An 18,924-nucleotide genomic window follows, 5' to 3' on the forward strand; every position below is an offset into this window, starting at 1 on the left:
TGCTAAGCCATTAGCTTAAGGGGCTTTTCTGTGCCCCAACTTTAAGCTCAACCTGACTATCTACTCTTATCTGACTTTAATAACTCAAATTGTTATGTTATAACATCTCATTGTTTCATGGATAATTTGAGGCTTTATGACACTTTCAACTGAATTACCCTCTTCTGTTTTGCCTGACGCACAAGCACAAAATGACACTCACAGTAATATCAAGCTTGACTGGGTTGGAATGACAGGGATTGCTTTGCCCATTGAAATTGAAAGCCGCCCAGTTAATGCGACTATCGATATTGGCGTTGATCTACAAGGGCAAAAAGGGGTCCACATGTCTCGTCTCTATCAAATATTGGATGGCCTAACACAAAATGAACTGACGCCAGATTTAATAAAGCAAACATTAGAACAAGTATTATTGTCGCATCAAACTATTTCATCGAAGGCTCATATCCGATTTTATGGTGATATTTTATTATCGCGCCGTTCGTTAGTATCAGCTCAATTTGGTTGGAAAGCCTATCCGTTTGAGATTTCAGCATCATTTGATAAGTCATTATCCCTTTATTTGAAAGTCGGAGTCCCCTATTCATCAACTTGCCCAAGCTCTGCCGCACTCAGCAGCCAAGTTATGCAACAACAGTTTGCGATTGATTTTGATGATACAGAACAAACATTAACTCAATCTCAAGTCCTTGATTGGTTAATTAAACAAGGGGTCCCAGCAATACCACACAGTCAACGCAGTTGGGCATGGGTAACCATCAAGCTAAAAACAACTTATAAAGAGCTTCCTATTATTGAGTTAATCAACCAAATCGAAAATATTCTTTCCACCCCAGTACAAACGGTGGTGAAACGTAAAGATGAACAAGCTTTTGCTATTGTTAATGGGCAGAACTTGATGTTTTGTGAAGATGCCGCTCGTAAACTAGTGAATGCCTTTCGCCATCAATGCCAATTTGACGAAGCGACGATCCACATTGATCACCAAGAAAGCTTACATGCCCATAATGCGATTGCCCACACACAATGGAAACGGAGTCTGTATGTTGCGTAAAAACCCATCGGGGCACTCGCCTGTTGTATCGGAAAAAGCATATATTGACCCTACCGCCATTATCTGCGGTAAAGTGATTATTGAAGATTATGTTTACGTTGGTCCATATGCCGTGATCCGTGCTGATGAACTCAATGAAAATGCAGATATGTCCCCCATCGTGATCGGCTCACACTCAAATATTCAAGATGGGGTGGTAATTCACTCAAAAAGTGGCGCGGGTGTACAAATTGGCTCACACACATCGATTGCGCACCGAGCAATTGTCCATGGCCCTTGTGAAATTGCTGAGCGCGTGTTTATTGGCTTTAATAGCGTTTTATTTAACTGCAAAATTGGTAAAAACAGTGTGATCCGCTATAACGCAGTCGTCGATGGCTTAACACTGCCGGATGGTTTATATATTCCGTCATGCATACATGTGAACGCATACAGTGATTTATCGGCATTCAACCAAGTTGATCACGCTTCATTGCAATTCTCTGAAGAGGTCGCAACTACGAACATTCAACTTGTTGAAGGCTACCGTCGTCTACGTAATGAGTTTTAAATCTATAAGCTGTTAAAACAATAAGGGTAGAGTTTGCTTTCGCAGCCTCCACCCTATTTATCTAAATTCAGGAACACTTAATCACGATGAGATAACTGCGCTTCTGAATTTGCCAGTCTATCATCTTCGGCTAAGCAGACTGCAGCTGTGAAAAGGACATCAGTTGAAGAGTTAAGCCCCGTTTCCACTGAGTCTTGCAATACCCCAATCATCACACCAACAGCAACGACTTGCATGGCAACTTCATTCGAAATCCCAAACATGTTACATGCTAATGGGATAAGCAATAACGACCCGCCAGCAACCCCAGAAGCACCGCAAGCACAGACAGCAGCAACAACACTCAGCAACAGAGCTGTTGGAATATCAACAGGGATACCGAGTGTATGTACAGCGGCTAAAGTCAATACAGTGATTGTCACTGCAGCACCCGCCATATTAATGGTTGCACCTAATGGGATCGAAACAGAATAGGTATCTTCGTGAAGGTTCATACGGCGACACATTGCCATATTAACAGGTATATTGGCCGCAGAACTACGCGTAAAGAAGGCAGTTACACCACTTTCACGCAGGCAGGCAAATACCAAGGGGAATGGGTTACGCCTAATTTTCCAATAAACAATCAATGGGTTAACAACAAGTGCCACAACTAACATACAACCAACTAATACCGCTAGGACATGGATATAACCTTTTAAGGTTTCAAAACCAGTTGTTGCGATGGTAGAAGCGACCAAACCAAAAATCCCCACTGGTGCTAAACGGATCACAACGCGTACTAACTGAGTCACCGCATTAGAGAAATCATGCACTAAATTCTTTGTTGTATCGTTGGCATGACGCAATGCAATACCAAGCCCAATCGCCCATGCCAAAATACCAATATAGTTACCTTTAATTAATGCATCGATAGGGTTAGCAAAGATATTGATCAGTAAGCCTTTTAAAACTTCAGCAATATTACTTGGGGGGTTTAATTGAGAGTCTCCCACCACTAAAACTAAGTTAGATGGGAAAATGAAAGAACCAATGACTGCGACAACCGCGGCAAAAAAAGTCCCCAAGATATACAGAACCAGTATCGGTTTTATATTGGTTTTTTGCCCTTGACGATGATTCGCAATTGACGACATGACTAATACCCAGACCAGCACGGGAGCGACTGCTTTCAACGCGCTAACAAATAGGTCGCCTAGTAGGGCAACATTTTTCGCCGCTGAAGGCCATAACCATGCCAGTAAGATACCTGCGATCAAACCAACCAGTATCTGCTTGACTAGACTACCTTGGCTAATTACTCGCCATAACCCTGTTTTATTTGTATCCATAGTAGACCTATATTAGTTATCTTTATTAGGAATTAAATGTGTTTGCACAGCAAGTATAAGGAATAATAGTCGCCTGAAAAGGCAATTATTCAAAATATACACAATGATTGACTTTATTTAACAAACATTTTACACATCTGTGATCTCAATAGAGTTTTGTTTCTTAAAGTAGAATAGAGAATTTTAAAATGAGTGAATACTTTCAGAAGGTTAAACAAAAAAAGCCCCCAACTTTCCAGCGGAGGCTTCAACTAAAACCACTAAATTAACTTTTGGCTTCGTTTCGTTTATTAACAATTGTATTAATAATTAACGTTATAACTAGTATGGACGCAATAACCCCAAGAGAAATAGCCGTTGGAATATGAAAAATATCAATTAACAGCATTTTTATACCGATAAAGCTTAAAATGACCGCTAAACCGTATTTGAGCATTGAGAACTTTTCTGCCACACCAGCTAATAAAAAGTACATCGCACGTAGCCCTAAAATAGCAAATAGGTTCGATGTTAAGACAATGAACGGGTCAGTTGTTACCGCAAAAATAGCGGGTATGCTATCAACCGCAAATATCACATCACTAATTTCAACTAAAATTAGCACTAAAATTAATGGGGTTGCGAACAATATCCCATTCTTTTTAATAAAGAATTTTTCCCCATGTAATTCATCGGTCATACGTAAATGTGAGCGCACCCATTTGACCAGAGGTTTATCCGTAATAGGGGAATCGTCCTCTTTAGCAAATGCCATTTTAAGCCCGGTAAATAATAAAAACAGGCCAAATACATATAAAATCCAGCTAAATTGCGTAACTAACCAACTACCAGCAAAAATCATAATCGTACGCAATACGATGGCACCCAGTACACCGTACACAAGGACACGACGTTGTAAATTTGCTGGAATAGCAAAATAACTAAAGAGCATTAACCAGACAAATACATTATCTATCGCTAATGCTTTTTCTAATAAATAACCGGTTAAAAATGCGATAGTTTGGTTATCAGCAAACTCACGCCCCACGTTATCATTAAGATACCACCAAAACCCTGCGGCAAAGAGTAATGAAAGTGTCACCCATACAATACTCCAAGCAGCCGCTTGCTTCATCGACATGGCTTGGCCTTTATGTTTTCCCTGCCAAAACAAATCGATAAGTAACATGAGTAAAATAATAACTGCAAAACTACCCCATAAAACAGGGTTACCGACTGAATGCATTTTCCTATCCCTTAAAAACAAAAAACGGCTGATATCCAGAAGACATCAGCCGCTTAAAATTGTTTAACCTCAAGGAGTTATCTATTGGTTGTAAATTATGAGCAAACCTCGCCTTCTGGCAAGGTCTCACTTACAACACAAATTACCTGAGATTAGGAAACTGTGGTGCTCGGCTACCGGGTGTAATTTGTACACCGTAATGACGATAAACCGACAAGAAGAAGTTACTCCCCTTTGCTATGGCGATAAGATACGGTAAATAATCTTAAAATGCAATAATTAGCAACGAGGGTTTTATCACTCTTTTTTCACATTAAAAAATGAAAGAACAATCATATTTCACATTTATCATCTAAAAAATAGGTTAAAAGCGGGTTTTAAGCACTTTAAACCTGTATACAATGAGCGATAAATTGTAAAAATAAGCCAAAACTTAAATGAATTCTAAAAATAAGCTTAAAATTTACTGTTTAGTTATTTTCTGTTTTGTTAAAGTGAGCGTGCTTTACACTAACAGCCTGAGGAAACAACACTTTCACTTTGGCATTCACTTAATCCATTTCTCCCTGCCCAACAACAAGTTTGTTGCTGTTATTGCCGTTTAGGAAACATTAATGGAATTAGTTAAAGAACTTTTTTTTGCCCTTTGGCACCAAGATTATGTCACCCTGTCTAACCCCGCGTTAGTCTGGTCGATTTACTTCATGCTGTTCGCTATCTTGTTTCTTGAAAACGGGGTTTTGCCTGCGGCTTTTTTACCTGGCGATAGCTTATTGATTCTAGTCGGTGTGCTCATCGCTAAAGGTACGCTAAGTTATCCACTGACGATCGCAATTTTAACTGCCGGGGCAAGCTTAGGCTGCTGGGTTGGTTATATACAAGGGCGATGGTTAGGGAATACACGCTTAGTTAAAGGGTGGCTTGCACATTTACCAGAACACTACCACCAGCGCGCATATGGGCTTTTCCATCGCCATGGCCTCGCTGCATTATTAGTTGGCCGTTTTTTAGCCTTCGTCAGAACATTATTACCCACCATCGCGGGCCTTGCAGGTTTGCAGAATGGCCGTTTCCAAGTCTTTAACTGGCTAAGTGGTCTACTATGGGTTCTGATTTTAACCGCTATTGGCTATGGGTTTGGTAAAAGCCCTATTTTCCTGCAGTATGAACATCATATTATGAATGTCTTGATGTTAATCCCTGTGGGTCTGCTGATTATAGGTTTAATCGGTAGTATTGCTGTTGTTGTAAAGAAAAAACTCTCAAGCAAAAAAGCAAACTAAATCTACGATGGGGGTCTATTGGCCCCCATATTTTTAGTTTTACTTTTATTTACCCTCTGTTAATTTATCAAAGAGTTACCTCCTTAACTCCTTGATAAAAAACTATTCTTAATCATTTCATTATGTAAATTTTCCTTTGTTACATGCACTTGGCCTAAATAATCCATTGCACTTAGTACAAAAAAAGCTATTGTTAATACAGCAATTACGATTTTTCTATTAACAGGAGGTTGTACATGTCAGCTAACCATTCATCAGAAGACTTACGTGCGGAATTACGGGCTTTAGCAGATTCTCTGGAAGCGGTACTCAATGATACCGGTGAAAAATCGAAAGAAGAGATTGAAAGCCTAAAATCCAAGGCGAAAGATGCATTGTGTTCATCACGCGCTAAACTCAGCCAAACCACTGAGCGGATCACAGAACAAACCAAGGAAATCGCGGGACGAGCGGATAACTATGTGAAAGAAAACCCGTGGACAGGCATCGGTATTGGTGCAGCCGTCGGGGTTGTTCTTGGCGTATTACTCGCTAAACGTTAATCGTATATGGAACAAAACCAACAACGTCAGGGCCCCGGGAAAGGGGTCCTTGAAATATTGCAACGTATCGCAAGTATCACTGTGAATGTTGTTGAAACTCGTCTTCAGCTTATTGCCGTTGAGCTTGAAGAGGAGAAAATCAACTTTATTCAACTATTACTGTTAGTTGGGCTAGCTCTCCTATTTACTGCTTTTGGTTTGATGTGTTTAATCGGTTTAATCTTTTGGTCAGTCGACCCCGTCTATCGCTATCAAGCACTGGCAATGACAACAGGGAGTCTGATCATACTCGCTATTATTTTTGCCCTTTGGGCATTAAAAAAAGCGAAGCAATCAACGTTATTGGGTTCTACTCGAGAGCAGTTAAGCCAAGATGCTAATGCTTTAGCGGGAAAGGATAATGAGCAGAAATAAGCGCCAATTATTAGCCACCAAAAAACAAATGTTAATCAAAAGGATTGAGCAGCAACGGAGTGACCTTGCTGCTTCTTCTAAAGATTGGCTACAAACCACTGAACGCTACGACCGCACATGGAAATTTTTTATTACCTTCCGCCCTCTGTTTATTGCCGCAACAGGAATACTGTCAATCTACTCATTGAAAAAGCCTCAAAAACTTTTACGGTTAGGTAAAAAAGCACTCACAATTTGGAGTTTGGCTCGAACAGTACAAAGCACCCTCAACGCAAGTAAAAAATAATCCTCTATTTTGAAATCAATTAATCGCTATAGGTTAATAAAATCCCCCTTTCCTGAAATCAACTCCAACAATTTATTTATTATTCAATTTTTTTGTACTTGTTTGTTAATAAGCTTTGCTTTTTATTGAATAAATAAATCACTACTATAAGCACATCAAATGTTTTCTTACCTATTAGTGCTGAAAACAACACTACAAAGCGACATATATCGCAATTTAATAGAATTTAATAGCTTATTAGTCTGGAGAGTCTTGATGAAAAATTTAGAAAGTGGTGCGATATTATTGGCTCGTATCATGATGCCAATCCTATTTATTGTCGCTGGGTACGGGAAACTAGGTGATGCTTATGCAGGAACACAACAATATATGCAAGCAATGGGCGTCCCTGGGTTTTTATTACCTTTAACCATTTTATTAGAATTTGGCGGCGGCTTAGCAATCCTATTTGGTTTCTTAACCAGAACTGTTGCCTTGTTTACAGCAGGCTTTACTGTACTAACAGCATTGCTGTTCCACATTGACTTTAGTGTTGCACCAAACAGCCTAATGTTTATGAAGAACTTCACGATTGCGGGCGGCTTCTTACTGTTAGCAGTCACTGGCCCGGGTAAATTTAGTATCGACCATTTATTAAATAAAAAATGGTAACTTCGATTTCATTATCACCCTTGTGAATTTATTTGATTTTTTTGTCCAATTTATACCTCCTTCGGGAGGTATTTTTTTGTCTAAAATAAAGGTATTGAATCAGTGAAGAGAAAATCACTTAGTTGAGGTGTCCTCGGTAGGCAGCAAATTGAGTCATCCCGTGAGCATACATAAGTATGTGACTCGGGTGACTCAATGAAGCCAACACCCCTACGGCTCAAAATATAACGAGTTTACACCCTAAATAATTTGGGGATTTCTCGGAGACACCACGACTTAGCCTCCCCCATACTATCTCTGCGCCACGCCATAATAATATTCGTCTCATGACTAAATTCAGCCCCGACAACTTTTAAGCGCCCTTCTCGAATATCTTGTTCAACCATTGGATATGGCATAGTTGCCACCCCTAACCCTGCCAGCAATGCATTTCGTTTATCTTCAATTGTCGATACTGTTAATCGCTGCTGTTTATCCAATAATTGTACGGTGATCACTGGGCGTTCTCGCGCAGTATCTGCAACCGCGATCCCTCGATATTTCACTCGTACCGCATCTGAAAGCGGCTCGGGTTCTTGATGAATAGGATGATCAGGGCTCGCAACATAAATATGGTTAATGGTATATAACGATTTCGAGTTAATTTCAGATGAAGAACGAAAATGCATATCAGGGGCAATCACAATATCCGCTTTACCACTTTCAAGGCGTTCCCATGCCCCTGCTAACACCTCAGTAATTAATGATAATTGTGTTTCTGATTTCTCAGCCAAACGTTCAACCAGAGGAAATAATGACTGAGCTGGAATTAATGCTTCACACACTATTGTCAGGTGTGTTTCCCACCCTTTTGCTAAGGCCTCAGCATCCGAAGTCAATTTATCGGCCGCCTCAAGTAGAATCCGTCCTCTATCCAGCAACATTCTACCGACATTGGTAAATTTGGTTCTATGTCCTGAACGGTCGAATAAAATGACATCGAGCTCTTCTTCTAATTTTTGCATGGTATAACTAAGCGCGGAAGGTACTCGACCTAACTCTTCTGCCGCTGCTGCAAAGCTACCACGCCGGTCGATTGCATCCATCACCCTTAATGATTCAAGCGTTAATGCTCTCTCTTTACTCATGACGTATCTCTTTCAGGAAATTTGAATAAAGGAAACAGATTAACTGGCTAACAATTCAACGTCCAGCTATTTATTATAACAATATAGTATTAATTTATTAATTTTAGCTGAGGGGCAACCATTATGATGACACTTAGACCCGCTAACCATTGTGGAAAAGCAGACTATGGTTGGCTACAAGCGCGTTACGCCTTCTCATTTGGCCACTACTTTGACCCTGACTTTATGGGTTTTAAAACCCTACGAGTGTTAAATCAAGAAGTTATTGCGCCACAAAACGCCTTACAACCTAGAATGTACCCTCATGTTGATATATTAAACATTATTCTTAAAGGGCATGCGCAATACCGTGATAGTCAAGGTAATACAATACAAGCCAGTGAAGGGGAATGTGTGCGTTTCTCACCCCGTTCAGACCTCAGCTATAGCGAGCAAAACATTTGCCCACAAACACCATTAACTCGCTTACAGCTTTGGTTAAATGCTTGCCCGCAACAAGAATCGCTTCCGTTACAAAAAATAGCGATTCAACAGGATGAAAACAAACTCATTGCGTCACCTGATGGTCAAAATCAAAGCATTCAATTACGTCAACAAATTTGGATAAACCATATCCATCTGGAGCCCCAAGAATCAGCTTCCATGACATTAAAAGGTAACAATGCATTCCTGCAATCCATACATGGCGGCGCAACTATACGCAGTCAGCAAGGTGAGAGTTTAATTATGGGCTGTAATGATGGCGTTTTTATCCAAAATGATAATGAAATCGTTATTACAGCAGATAAATATTTTCGAGGGTTATTGATTGACCTCGGCGACCAAAGCTAAACCGTTTTTTATAGCTATCTCAACATCATATTCTTTCCTTTAAGACTCAATTTTTTTCAATATCATGATTAAATTTGCGAACGGATTCGCAAATTTAATCATTTACATGTCCTACATATTGACACCCTTATGATAGAGTCCTGCCATTAGAGAGAAAGAAAATACGTTCTTTTCTAACTCAAATACTTTTTGATTTTGATTTTAAAGGTGTTTTAGTGGCCCTATTTACGCAGCAGCGACACAACCAAATTTTTGCACAAATACTCAATGAGGTCGTTCCTCAAGATGAGCTAGCAAAACTTTGCTCAGTTTCAACACGAACCATTCGTTCAGATATCAATGAAATCAATGAATTGATTCAGGAATATAGCGCACACATTGTGTATGAGCGTGGTCATGGTTATCGGTTAAAAATTGAGGATGAAGCCCTGTTTGCCACTTTCACCAAGCAAACTGAAGAGGAAAATAGCATTCCTCGTACGAGCAAAGAACGCATTGACGCCTTGCTTCTCAAATTACTAATGCAATCCCTGCCAGTAAAGCTTGATGATATCGCTGAAGAATGGTTTATCAGTCGAGGTACTTTACAGCAAGACATGGGAGCGGTCAGGGAACAATTACATAAATATCAAATTTCATTAGAAAGTATTCCCCATCAAGGTATTCGGTTAAATGGTAGTGAATGGGCCGTTCGTGCTTGCATGACCGAAACGTTATGGCGCCGATATTCCGCACAGTTAACCCCAGACTTAACGTCTTTCCGCCCTGATTGCCTTGATAATTTAGACCTAACATATATTGACAAAGTCCTACATAACAGTATGAATCGGTTCGATATTCGTATTAGCAATGAAGGCCATTTGTACCTTGTTTTTAATTGTGCTGTAACTATTTTGCGTATTACTCGCGGCCATGAACTAACGACAACGGTAAAAAATGATGATAGCGAAGAAGTGATCCGCAAGGCATGTGATGAAATATCGAAAGGCCTAATTTACTTTCTTGGTAATGACCTTTCAGGGGCTGAGCTCAGTTACCTACACGATCAAATCATAGCTCAACGCATTAGCAATCAAGACCCGAGCAGCCAAAAAGTAGGGAGCCACAATGAATTATCCGAATATATTTTAAACTATATCAACGAGTTATATAACTACGATTTGCGTAATGATGAAAAACTTAAAAAAGACCTCAACACTCATCTTGCTGCGCTAATCACCCGCCTGCAATACCATATTTCTACGCCAAATCCATTACTCTCTGATATTAAACAATATTATCCTTTTGCTTACGATGTCACCTTAAGTGCTTTAACGAGTGCAAGTAAGCAATTACTTCCCCACCCTATTAACGAAGACGAATTAGGTTATTTAGCCGTACATATTGGGGTTAGCCTTGAGCGAAATTACGGTGCAGGTTCAATTCGCCAGACCGAGGTACTCGTAGTCACTGATGCAGGGAACTCAACCTTCCGAGTCGTTGAATCAAAAATTATGCGTGAATTTCCACAACTTAAATTTAGTCGCGGCTTAACACTGCAAGAATATGAATCGCTAAATGAAGTTACGGAAGATTTTGTCATTACTACAGTTCGTGTTTCGGAAAAAAATAAACCCGTCATCAAAATCGCGCCTTTTCCTACACCTTACCAGCTAGAGCAAGTGGGCCGCCTTGCCATGGTAGACCAAACACGCCCCTACATCATTGAACGCTTCTTTGATGAACGCTTTTTTATGGTCGTTAACGAAAAAATTAGCCAAGCAGAGTTATTTCAAACCGTGTGCCATAAATTACAACGGGAAGGTTATGTCACTTCAGATTTCTATCCTTCTTTGCAAGAACGCGAATCCATTGTTTCCACATTACTTGGGGAAGGGATTGCACTGCCGCATTCATTAGGGTTATTGGCGAATAAAACCGTCGTTGCCACTGTCGTTGCTCCACAAGGTATTGAATGGAATAAAGAAACGAAAGAAAACGCTTATGTCATTTTTCTATTGGCTATCAGCAAAGCGGATTATGAAGAAGCCATGGCAATCTATGATTTATTCGTCACCTTTGTGAAGGAAAAAACCACTCGCCGCCTAATAGGCGTCAAAAACTTTAATGAATTCCAAGTGATCGCTAAAGATAGCCTAGCGCGAATTCTTTAGGTTAAGAGCAACTTCCACTTAGTAATGGAAAAATGATGATTGATGGTTTTTACGTGATCCTAACCACAACTCCACCAAATGTTTTCCTATCCAAAACTGGTGATTTTACACGCTAAATGGCTAAGTGGAAGTCATTATCAGATACATTAGATGGCTTCCATTTAGAGTTTCCACTTTACCCTCCAATTCTATTTTCCATTTCCACTTGTTTATAAAAAACCATATCTATTTGATAGATATAAAATTTTAAAGAAAACCCCATAATTTAATTATTCAACAATAGTTGATAAACATCCGTTTTTTCCACTTATTTTCCAAATGGTCTAAAAAACGAACCATTCTTGTAAGTTCTAACTTCCAAATAATTTCCACTTATAAGTGGAAATTATTTGCCTGCAAAAATGGGTATGGACGTATTAAGGTATTAAGCATGAAGGAACAGAGTGGTCTAACTTGCAATATTACTTTGGATTTTAAATAGTTATGAGTGAATCAGTTGTAGTTTTTAAGATGTTAGAACATAACCTCGATATCGATGAGGTGACACAAAAACTGCTGGCAGTGATTACTGACTGGCTCAAGCAGGAGGACTGCTACACTACAGATGTACAACAACAAATGTTGCAATCTCACTTACGAGCCATGGTGGCAAGAGCAAAAACGGGTGAAGCCTTACCAGAAATCGATATCAGCCTGTTTGACGAAATATCAGCACATTCAATTGCACTAGCACAACGCGTTGTCGACACGTTACCCGGCTTGGCACAAGAAGAGACCTATTTACTCTCTGTTCACTTTGAAGTCGCTCGCGCGAATGATTAATTTTTAACATTGTAGAATTTGGAGAATATTTTATGAAACAGATGGTTGTTGTTATCGGAGATCGCTTAGGTAAAGGCCAAAAAGTGGCTGCAGGTGTGGAAGCTGCGGGTGGTAAAGCCATTGTCGTTCCTGGTGTTGCTGCGGATATGAAACTCGGTGACGTTATGAATGCAGAGCAAGCCGATTTAGGTATCTCTTTTTGTGGTAGCGGCGGCGCAGGCGCTATTACCGCTCAAACTAAATATGGTTACAAAGCTCGTTATGGGATGCGTTCTATCGAAGAGGGAGAGACCGCCATTGCGGATGGTTGCAACGTGCTAGGTTTTGGTTTTATGGACAAGGAAGAGTTAGGTGAGCGCTTAGTTAAAGCTTTTAATAAAAAATACGGCAACGCTTAATGAAAAAATCTATCGAAACGGTTGTACGGGTAACAGGGCAAGGCGATACCAAACAAAAAGCCATTGCTGACGCCTTAAATTCAATTCAAAAAACCGTACTGAAAAACAATACAGATATCATCCTGCGGATAGAACCAAAGGATGTTGAGGTTGTTAGTGCTCACTCACAATCGCGAACAGAAAAGTTTCTTTTTATCTTTTTGCCACGCAAGCGTGAACATTTTCGTGTTGTACTCGACGTTTCGCTGGATGTCACCTTACTTTCTGTCAACGAAATACCATTTACAGAACAATAATAGCAATCAGGTCTGGAGTTAATTCCATGAGTGAAACTGCATCTTTTTTAGAAATATTGGGCATGTCCCTAATTATCGGTGGGCTCTGCGGCTTCGGTTTAGGAGCCGGGGCAGCGCGGATGTTCCACGCACCAACCGTACAAGGTATGGGGGCATTTCGTACTTTGGGTGAACTTAACGCCTGTGAAGGCGACCCAGCTTCACACTTTTCTTTCGGCTTAGGGTTCTTCTTTAACGCATGGGCTTCATCTGTTGCAGCTGGTGCATTTACCCAAGATGTCGACCACCGCATCATCCCAAACTGGGGCGCGGCCGCATTGTTAACCAAAAACCGCAGCGTAGCAGACACACTGCATAACCCGAAAAAGATGGCGATTGCTTGTGCCATTATCGGTGCGGTCGTGGTTGCGTTCTTAAATACCACCGCCTCTGCTGTTCCAGCGGCATTACAAACCACGGCGGTCAATGTATTAGTCCCCGCCGCTAACTTACTCGTCAACACCGTAATGCCAGTCATTTTCTGGTTAGCTGCGATGGATGCGGGCCGTCGTTCCGGTTTCTGGGCCACCCTATTTGGAGGCTGCGCACAGTTAATTATGGGTAACGCTATCCCTGGTTTAGTTTTAGGTATCTTGATTGGTAAAGGTGTTGATGACAACGGTTGGAACCGTATCACTCGTACTATGATGATCACTGTCGTGTTGTTGTTTGTATTAAGTGGTTTCTTCCGTGAGTTTGACCTGAAGATGATCACCTCCTTCAACCTAGATAAACCATTATGGCTTGAATACGTCCACGGACTGCTAAGCGGGAAATAATCATGACAACTGAAATTAACAAACAAGATTTTTGGTACGCTGAATGGTCCTTCCCAATCTTTGTTGGGCTGTTATCCGCAGGGATCTTTGCAGGTACTCACATGTATGTCGTCTATGGCTTCGGAGCGTTTAACGAAGTGGCCTTCGTAGCCATGCTGCGTGCAGGGTTAGATACTGGTGTTTACGGTGCAGTAGCAGCTTTCGGTGCTAGCTTCCTATTCGCTCGGATCATTGAAGGCTCATTAGTCGGTATCTTAGATATCGGTGGCGCATTACAAACGGGGATTGGTCTAGGTGTTCCTGCTCTATTCTTAGCCGCGGGCTGGGATATTTTAGTGACCAACTTCTGGATGTCACTGCTTACGGGTTTACTCCTTGGCGTGTTAATCGGTCTGTTAATCGTATTTGCACGTAAATTCACAATTGCCCAAGCCAACTCAACCTTCGGGGCTGATGTCATGATGGGTGCAGGTAACACATCAGGTCGATTCCTTGGGCCATTGATTATCCTTGCTGCAATGGCTGCATCCATCCCAATTGGTATTGGTTCTTTAATCGGCGCATTGGTTTTCTATGTATGGCAAAAACCTGTTGCAGGCGGTGCAATTTTAGGTGCGATGTTATTCGGTTATTTCTTCCCAATCGCCGCTTAATCCACATTCTCTCGGAACATAGGTTAACGAAAACGCTACGGTTTATATCATTTAGAACAAACAGTTAGACATACTCTAAATAATTCAAATTGCAGCAAACGACGATATCCCTAGGAGCATACACCAGTATGTGACTAGGGTAGTGAAACAACAGGCAATAACGCTGCGGTTTGAAGTATGACGAGTATGACAAGCATCGAGTATGAAGAAGGCAACTTATGTACACTCTAATCATCAAACAAGCTAAACGTATCGATGGTGCAATTATCGATATTCTTATCAAAGATGGAAAAATCGACGCCGCAGGTCCAGAGCTGGCCAACAATCAACAAGCAGACAAAGTTATTGACCTGAAAGGAAAATGCTATGTAAGTGCGGGGTGGATCGACTCTCACGCACATTGTTTTGTTGAATCGCCTATCTACTTCGATGACCCCGACTTAGCAGGTGCTGCGAGTGGAGTCACCTCACTGGTTGATGCAGGTAGTGTAGGCGCTGATGATGTTGATAAATTTTATCAACTCACCCAAAAATCGAAAACCAATGTCTTTTCTTTATTGAATATCTCTCGTATTGGCATCATTGCACAAAATGAATTGTCAGATATGAACAATATCAATGAAACTTGCTTCCAAGAGGCCATTGAGCGCCATAATGGCTTCATTGTTGGTATGAAAGCGCGTATGAGCAAAAGCGTGGTGGGTGAAAACGGAATTACCCCTTTAATCAAAGCAAAAGAAATGCAGAAAAAACATCATCTCCCGCTAATGGTGCATATTGGTAATAACCCCCCAAATATTGATGAAGTTGCCGATTTACTCACCCGTGGGGATATCATTACTCACTGCTTTAATGGCAAGCCAAATAAAATTTTAGGTGATGATGGCTACCTAAAACCCTCAATTGCCAGAGCACTGGCGCGTGGTGTTATTTTAGACGTTGGTCATGGCGGCGAAAGCTTTAGCTTTAAAGTTGCAGAGCAAGCCATGCGTATTGGGACTTATCCAGACATCATCAGTTCAGATATCTATCACCGAAACCGCGTAAATGGGCCAGTGTATAGCCTTGCTTTTGTAATGACGAAATTCCTCTGCATGGGCTTTAGTGCTGAGCAAGTTTTACGTTGTGTCACAGAAAAAGCTGCTGACTTGCTGTCACTTCCAGCGAAAGGCTATCTAAAACCGGGCTTCGATGCAGATATTACGCTATTTGATTTAAAAGAAGAACCGACTGAACTCACTGATGCAGAAGGTGAACATCGCATAGGGACTCACCGCTTTGTTCCTATTGCCGCAATTGTCGGTGGAAAACATATTATTCATGCAGAAGGCGAATCTGAACATGCAATCAATCTATGATAAATATCAGTTAAAACACGTTATTAATGCTTCTGGCCGTATGACTGCCCTTGGTGTATCGACCCCAACACCTGAAGTGGTTGAGCGAGTGGCTTATGGGTTAAATCACTATTTTGAAATTAAAGATTTAGTCAATAAAACAGGCGAATACATTGCAAGTTTATTAGATGTTGAAGCTGCAGTTGTGGTGTCTTGTGCATCTGCCGGTATTGCCCAAGCTGTTGCCGCGGTGATCGTGCAAGACGACGATGATTTACTACTCAACCTGCATTCATCCGACAAAGTGGTTCCTCGCGAAATTATTTTACCTAAAGGCCATAATGTTAACTTTGGCGCCCCCGTCGACACCATGGTGACACTCGGCGGAGGTAAAGTCATTGAAGCTGGTTTTGCTAATGAATGCAGTGCTGCACAACTTGCGGCAAAAATCACCCCTCAAACCGCAGCCATCTTATATATCAAATCACATCATACCGTACAAAAAAGCATGTTAACTGTGGAGCAAGCGGCCAAAGTCGCTCATGACCACCAGCTACCGCTGATTATTGATGCTGCGGCAGAAGAGGAATTAACGGCTTATTATCACACTGGTGGCGATATTGTTATTTACAGTGGTGCCAAAGCTATTGAAGGCCCAACCAGCGGTCTCGTTATTGGTAAAAAACAATATATCGAGTGGGTTAAACGCCAAAGCCAAGGTATCGGCCGAGCAATGAAAGTCGGTAAAGAAGGTATTTTAGGGCTCACACTTGCTATCGAACAATATCTGAGTGCCACAAAAGAAACTGGCGCTGAAATGGTTAATCGAATGAGTAAATTTATCAGTGACCTAAATGATATCAACGGCATCTCTGCACAAGTGGTATGGGATGGCGCAGGACGCGATATTGCACGTACTGAAATTAGCTTCGATGAAAATGTTATTGGCAAAACGACCTATCAGATTATGGCTGAGTTGAAACAGGGGAATACCGCCATTTATTTCCGTGAATACAAAGCTAATGAAGGAAAAGTTGAAGCGGATATCCGTAGTGTAAGCAATGAACAACTTGATGTCATTTCAAAGAATATTCGTTTGCTAGTAGAAGGATTTTAAAATGAAATTGTCACCGAATTTTTACCGTGACCGTGTCTGTTTAAATGTGTTGGCTGGTAGCCACCAAAATGCTAAAGACATTTATGTCGCAGCGGAAACCTTTGTCGTTGTCGGTGTATTATCCAAAAATTACCCTGACTTAGAAAGTGCCATAGCTGATATGCGCATCTACGCGCAAGAGACGGATAATGCGTTATCGGTTGGTCTTGGGGCTGGCGATCCAAACCAATCAACCATGGTGTCTTTAATTTCACAGGAAATTCAACCACAGCATGTAAATCAAGTATTTACAGGTGCTCCCATTAGCCGAGCCTTATTAGGCCAAACCGAGACCTTCGTTAACGCATTAATCTCACCGACAGGTACGGTTGGCATGGTAAAAATCTCTACAGGCCCATTAAGCTCACAAGCCCCAGATGGCATTGTCCCCATTGAAACCGCAATCATGATGCTTAAAGATATGGGCGCTGACTCTGTTAAGTTCTTTAATATGAAAGGGTTAAAATATATTGAAGAATATAAAGCCATTGCTAAAGCTTGTGCTGAATTTGATTTTTCTTTAGAGCCTACTGGCGGTATTGATTTAGATAACTTTGCGGAAATTTTGCAAATAGCCCTTGATGCAGGCGTGAAGAAAATCATTCCTCATATTTATAGCTCAATCATTGATAAAAATACGGGCAATACTCGCCCAGAAGAAGTTCGTCAATTATTGCAGATGGTTAAGCAAGCGGTTAATTGATGCGTTAAAGCAGTAAAAAGAAGTCGGAAAATAAATATAAGCGAGATGTTATAAAAAACAGTCATTGTGACAAATGACAAAACAACAAATGCCCCACTCATCTAGTATGTAGTGGGGCTTTTTTCATTATATATTAATGACCTATCATTCGTGCATTCGGTATAATATGAAACCAATAATTATCGGGGACAGGGCTATCCCACACACCAAAGTAAGCAGCAACCCCGATGGCACTAAATAACATTCCCAGAGTTAAAACTAACATAATTACCCCAGACAATGGGATTTGGCGTTTTTTTCTTGGCACTTGTAATGAAAAATTTAGGGTTGAAGAAACAGGGCAGGACTCCACGCACGTCATACACCCTGTACATTCCACCGTTCTTACCTTAATGAGCTTGTCGACTGGAATACGCGACGGGCAGTTCTTGGCACATTTTCCGCAATCAATGCAGCTTTCCACATCTCGACGAATTTTTACGGGGGAAAATAACGAAAATAGCCCCAACAATGCACCATAAGGGCACAAATAACGGCACCAAGCATTGCGAATAAACAAACTAATCACCACAAGAACAATAACACTCACCAAGGTAACACCGCTAATGTAGCGAAAGAAATCGAGCATTTTAACATCAATGATGATCCCATAAGGCGACATCATAAAATACTGGATCATCTGTGCAGGCATGGATAATGCTATATAGAGAAAAAAAGCTAATAGTAAATATTTTAAGCCTTTTAGAGGAATATCTAACCATTTAGGTAAATCGATTTGGTTTTGATAACGAAACAGTTTTTGTCCTATTTTCCCCGTGTATTCAGAAATTGTCCCTATTGGGCACATCCACGAACAAAAGGCTTTTTTCAATAATAAGCTAATAATTATGAAAGAAACCAAAAGAAACATTGAGGCCGCATGGATTACCGGAAAACTGCCTGTTTCTAATGTGTATTTTAAATTCATTAACCCAGCAATAGGTAGCCAACCCTCAATCCCACCCGGACGAGGAAGATAAAGCGTTGCCCCACCAGTTTCGTAGTAACGAACCCAGTAATAGAAAGTAATACCGATATAAAGGTTTATCGCCAAGAGTGTGAATTGTACAACTTTCCGCCAAGTTGATGCGTTCCGCCAATCATTCCAAGGAAGCTTTCCCCCTGTCGTACCGGGGCGGCGTTGATACCTTATACGTGGTTTTTTGGTCATATACGCCCATCTCTTTAACATGCATTTTAAATACCATTATTGTATTTACATATTCAGAAAACATATTGATTTGCATCAGGGGGT

The 18,924-nt window shown here is 40.9% G+C and carries 21 protein-coding genes; 17 read left to right on the forward strand and 4 right to left on the reverse strand.

Going from position 1 to position 18,924, the window contains the following annotated elements; genetic code table 11:
• Positions 1 to 136 precede the first annotated feature (136 nt).
• Both folE2 and P3L56_RS17270 read left to right on the forward strand, forming a co-directional pair.
• Positions 137 to 1,054, forward strand: a complete 918-nt coding sequence (gene folE2, locus P3L56_RS17265; protein WP_042846163.1) for a GTP cyclohydrolase FolE2 — start codon at positions 137 to 139, stop codon at positions 1,052 to 1,054.
• Positions 1,044 to 1,604: a carbonate dehydratase gene (locus tag P3L56_RS17270; protein ID WP_042846165.1), complete on the forward strand. Its 561-nt coding sequence runs from the start codon at positions 1,044 to 1,046 to the stop codon at positions 1,602 to 1,604. The genes folE2 and P3L56_RS17270 overlap by 11 nt, the downstream gene beginning before the upstream one ends.
• Positions 1,605 to 1,681: 77 nt before the next feature.
• On the opposite strand, the gene sstT is transcribed toward P3L56_RS17270, so the two are convergent.
• Together sstT and P3L56_RS17280 are read right to left on the reverse strand one after the other, a co-directional pair.
• Entirely contained in the window at positions 1,682 to 2,935 is a 1,254-nt protein-coding gene (gene sstT, locus P3L56_RS17275; protein ID WP_166685146.1) for a serine/threonine transporter SstT, read from the reverse strand.
• A 265-nt stretch (positions 2,936 to 3,200) separates the two neighbouring features.
• Positions 3,201 to 4,160: a TerC family protein gene (locus P3L56_RS17280; RefSeq protein ID WP_042846168.1), complete on the reverse strand. Its 960-nt coding sequence runs from the start codon at positions 4,158 to 4,160 to the stop codon at positions 3,201 to 3,203.
• Between the two features lie 614 nt (positions 4,161 to 4,774).
• Between P3L56_RS17280 and P3L56_RS17285 the strand changes: the two genes are divergently transcribed.
• The 5 genes from P3L56_RS17285 (at position 4,775) to P3L56_RS17305 (ending at position 7,336) form a co-directional block, all read left to right on the forward strand.
• A complete protein-coding gene (locus tag P3L56_RS17285; RefSeq protein WP_042846170.1) occupies positions 4,775 to 5,443 on the forward strand; it encodes a DedA family protein in 669 nt (222 codons plus the stop codon).
• 236 nt (positions 5,444 to 5,679) lie between these two features.
• A complete protein-coding gene (locus P3L56_RS17290; protein WP_042846171.1) occupies positions 5,680 to 5,985 on the forward strand; it encodes a YqjD family protein in 306 nt (101 codons plus the stop codon).
• A 6-nt stretch (positions 5,986 to 5,991) separates the two neighbouring features.
• On the forward strand, positions 5,992 to 6,399 hold the full coding sequence (locus P3L56_RS17295; protein WP_042846173.1) for a phage holin family protein: 408 nt from the start codon (positions 5,992 to 5,994) through the stop codon (positions 6,397 to 6,399).
• On the forward strand, positions 6,386 to 6,685 hold the full coding sequence (locus tag P3L56_RS17300) for a YqjK-like family protein (protein WP_042846174.1): 300 nt from the start codon (positions 6,386 to 6,388) through the stop codon (positions 6,683 to 6,685). The genes P3L56_RS17295 and P3L56_RS17300 overlap by 14 nt, the downstream gene beginning before the upstream one ends.
• 255 nt (positions 6,686 to 6,940) lie before the next feature.
• Positions 6,941 to 7,336: a DoxX family protein gene (locus P3L56_RS17305; RefSeq protein ID WP_129466423.1), complete on the forward strand. Its 396-nt coding sequence runs from the start codon at positions 6,941 to 6,943 to the stop codon at positions 7,334 to 7,336.
• Positions 7,337 to 7,569: 233 nt separating this feature from the next.
• On the opposite strand, the gene P3L56_RS17310 is transcribed toward P3L56_RS17305, so the two are convergent.
• Positions 7,570 to 8,463, reverse strand: coding sequence for a LysR family transcriptional regulator (locus tag P3L56_RS17310; RefSeq protein ID WP_042846177.1), 894 nt, complete (start codon positions 8,461 to 8,463; stop codon positions 7,570 to 7,572).
• 123 nt (positions 8,464 to 8,586) lie between these two features.
• Between P3L56_RS17310 and P3L56_RS17315 the strand changes: the two genes are divergently transcribed.
• The 10 genes from P3L56_RS17315 to dagF all read left to right on the forward strand — a co-directional run bounded on the left by P3L56_RS17315 (position 8,587) and on the right by dagF (position 17,630).
• Complete coding sequence (locus P3L56_RS17315; protein ID WP_071548610.1) at positions 8,587 to 9,294, forward strand: pirin family protein; 708 nt, start codon at positions 8,587 to 8,589, stop codon at positions 9,292 to 9,294.
• Positions 9,295 to 9,509: 215 nt separating this feature from the next.
• Positions 9,510 to 11,447 carry a BglG family transcription antiterminator gene (locus tag P3L56_RS17320; protein ID WP_129466424.1) on the forward strand — a complete coding sequence of 646 codons (1,938 nt, stop codon included), beginning with the start codon at positions 9,510 to 9,512 and terminating at the stop codon, positions 11,445 to 11,447.
• A gap of 483 nt (positions 11,448 to 11,930) precedes the next feature.
• Positions 11,931 to 12,269: a transcriptional antiterminator gene (locus P3L56_RS17325; protein WP_042846182.1), complete on the forward strand. Its 339-nt coding sequence runs from the start codon at positions 11,931 to 11,933 to the stop codon at positions 12,267 to 12,269.
• Between the two features lie 32 nt (positions 12,270 to 12,301).
• Positions 12,302 to 12,667, forward strand: coding sequence for an SFCGS family glycine-rich protein (locus tag P3L56_RS17330; protein ID WP_042846184.1), 366 nt, complete (start codon positions 12,302 to 12,304; stop codon positions 12,665 to 12,667).
• Entirely contained in the window at positions 12,667 to 12,963 is a 297-nt protein-coding gene (locus tag P3L56_RS17335) for a DUF4312 family protein (RefSeq protein WP_042846186.1), read from the forward strand. Before P3L56_RS17330 ends, P3L56_RS17335 begins: the two co-directional genes overlap by 1 nt.
• Before the next feature lie 26 nt (positions 12,964 to 12,989).
• A complete protein-coding gene (locus tag P3L56_RS17340; RefSeq protein WP_042846187.1) occupies positions 12,990 to 13,781 on the forward strand; it encodes a DUF4311 domain-containing protein in 792 nt (263 codons plus the stop codon).
• 2 nt (positions 13,782 to 13,783) lie between these two features.
• Positions 13,784 to 14,434, forward strand: coding sequence for a DUF4310 family protein (locus tag P3L56_RS17345; protein ID WP_042846188.1), 651 nt, complete (start codon positions 13,784 to 13,786; stop codon positions 14,432 to 14,434).
• Positions 14,435 to 14,652: 218 nt separating this feature from the next.
• Positions 14,653 to 15,792 (forward strand): amidohydrolase/deacetylase family metallohydrolase, encoded by a 1,140-nt coding sequence (locus P3L56_RS17350; protein ID WP_210855543.1) that lies wholly within the window; start codon positions 14,653 to 14,655, stop codon positions 15,790 to 15,792.
• Positions 15,776 to 16,888: a DgaE family pyridoxal phosphate-dependent ammonia lyase gene (locus tag P3L56_RS17355; RefSeq protein ID WP_166685147.1), complete on the forward strand. Its 1,113-nt coding sequence runs from the start codon at positions 15,776 to 15,778 to the stop codon at positions 16,886 to 16,888. The genes P3L56_RS17350 and P3L56_RS17355 overlap by 17 nt, the downstream gene beginning before the upstream one ends.
• 1 nt (position 16,889) lies before the next feature.
• Positions 16,890 to 17,630: a 2-dehydro-3-deoxy-phosphogluconate aldolase gene (dagF, locus tag P3L56_RS17360; protein WP_042846191.1), complete on the forward strand. Its 741-nt coding sequence runs from the start codon at positions 16,890 to 16,892 to the stop codon at positions 17,628 to 17,630.
• A gap of 133 nt (positions 17,631 to 17,763) precedes the next feature.
• On the opposite strand, the gene P3L56_RS17365 is transcribed toward dagF, so the two are convergent.
• Positions 17,764 to 18,840: a 4Fe-4S binding protein gene (locus P3L56_RS17365; RefSeq protein ID WP_166685148.1), complete on the reverse strand. Its 1,077-nt coding sequence runs from the start codon at positions 18,838 to 18,840 to the stop codon at positions 17,764 to 17,766.
• Between the last annotated feature and the right edge of the window lie 84 nt (positions 18,841 to 18,924).

Source organism: Providencia sp. PROV024, from assembly GCF_032709665.1.
Taxonomy (GTDB): Bacteria; Pseudomonadota; Gammaproteobacteria; order Enterobacterales; family Enterobacteriaceae; genus Providencia; species Providencia huashanensis.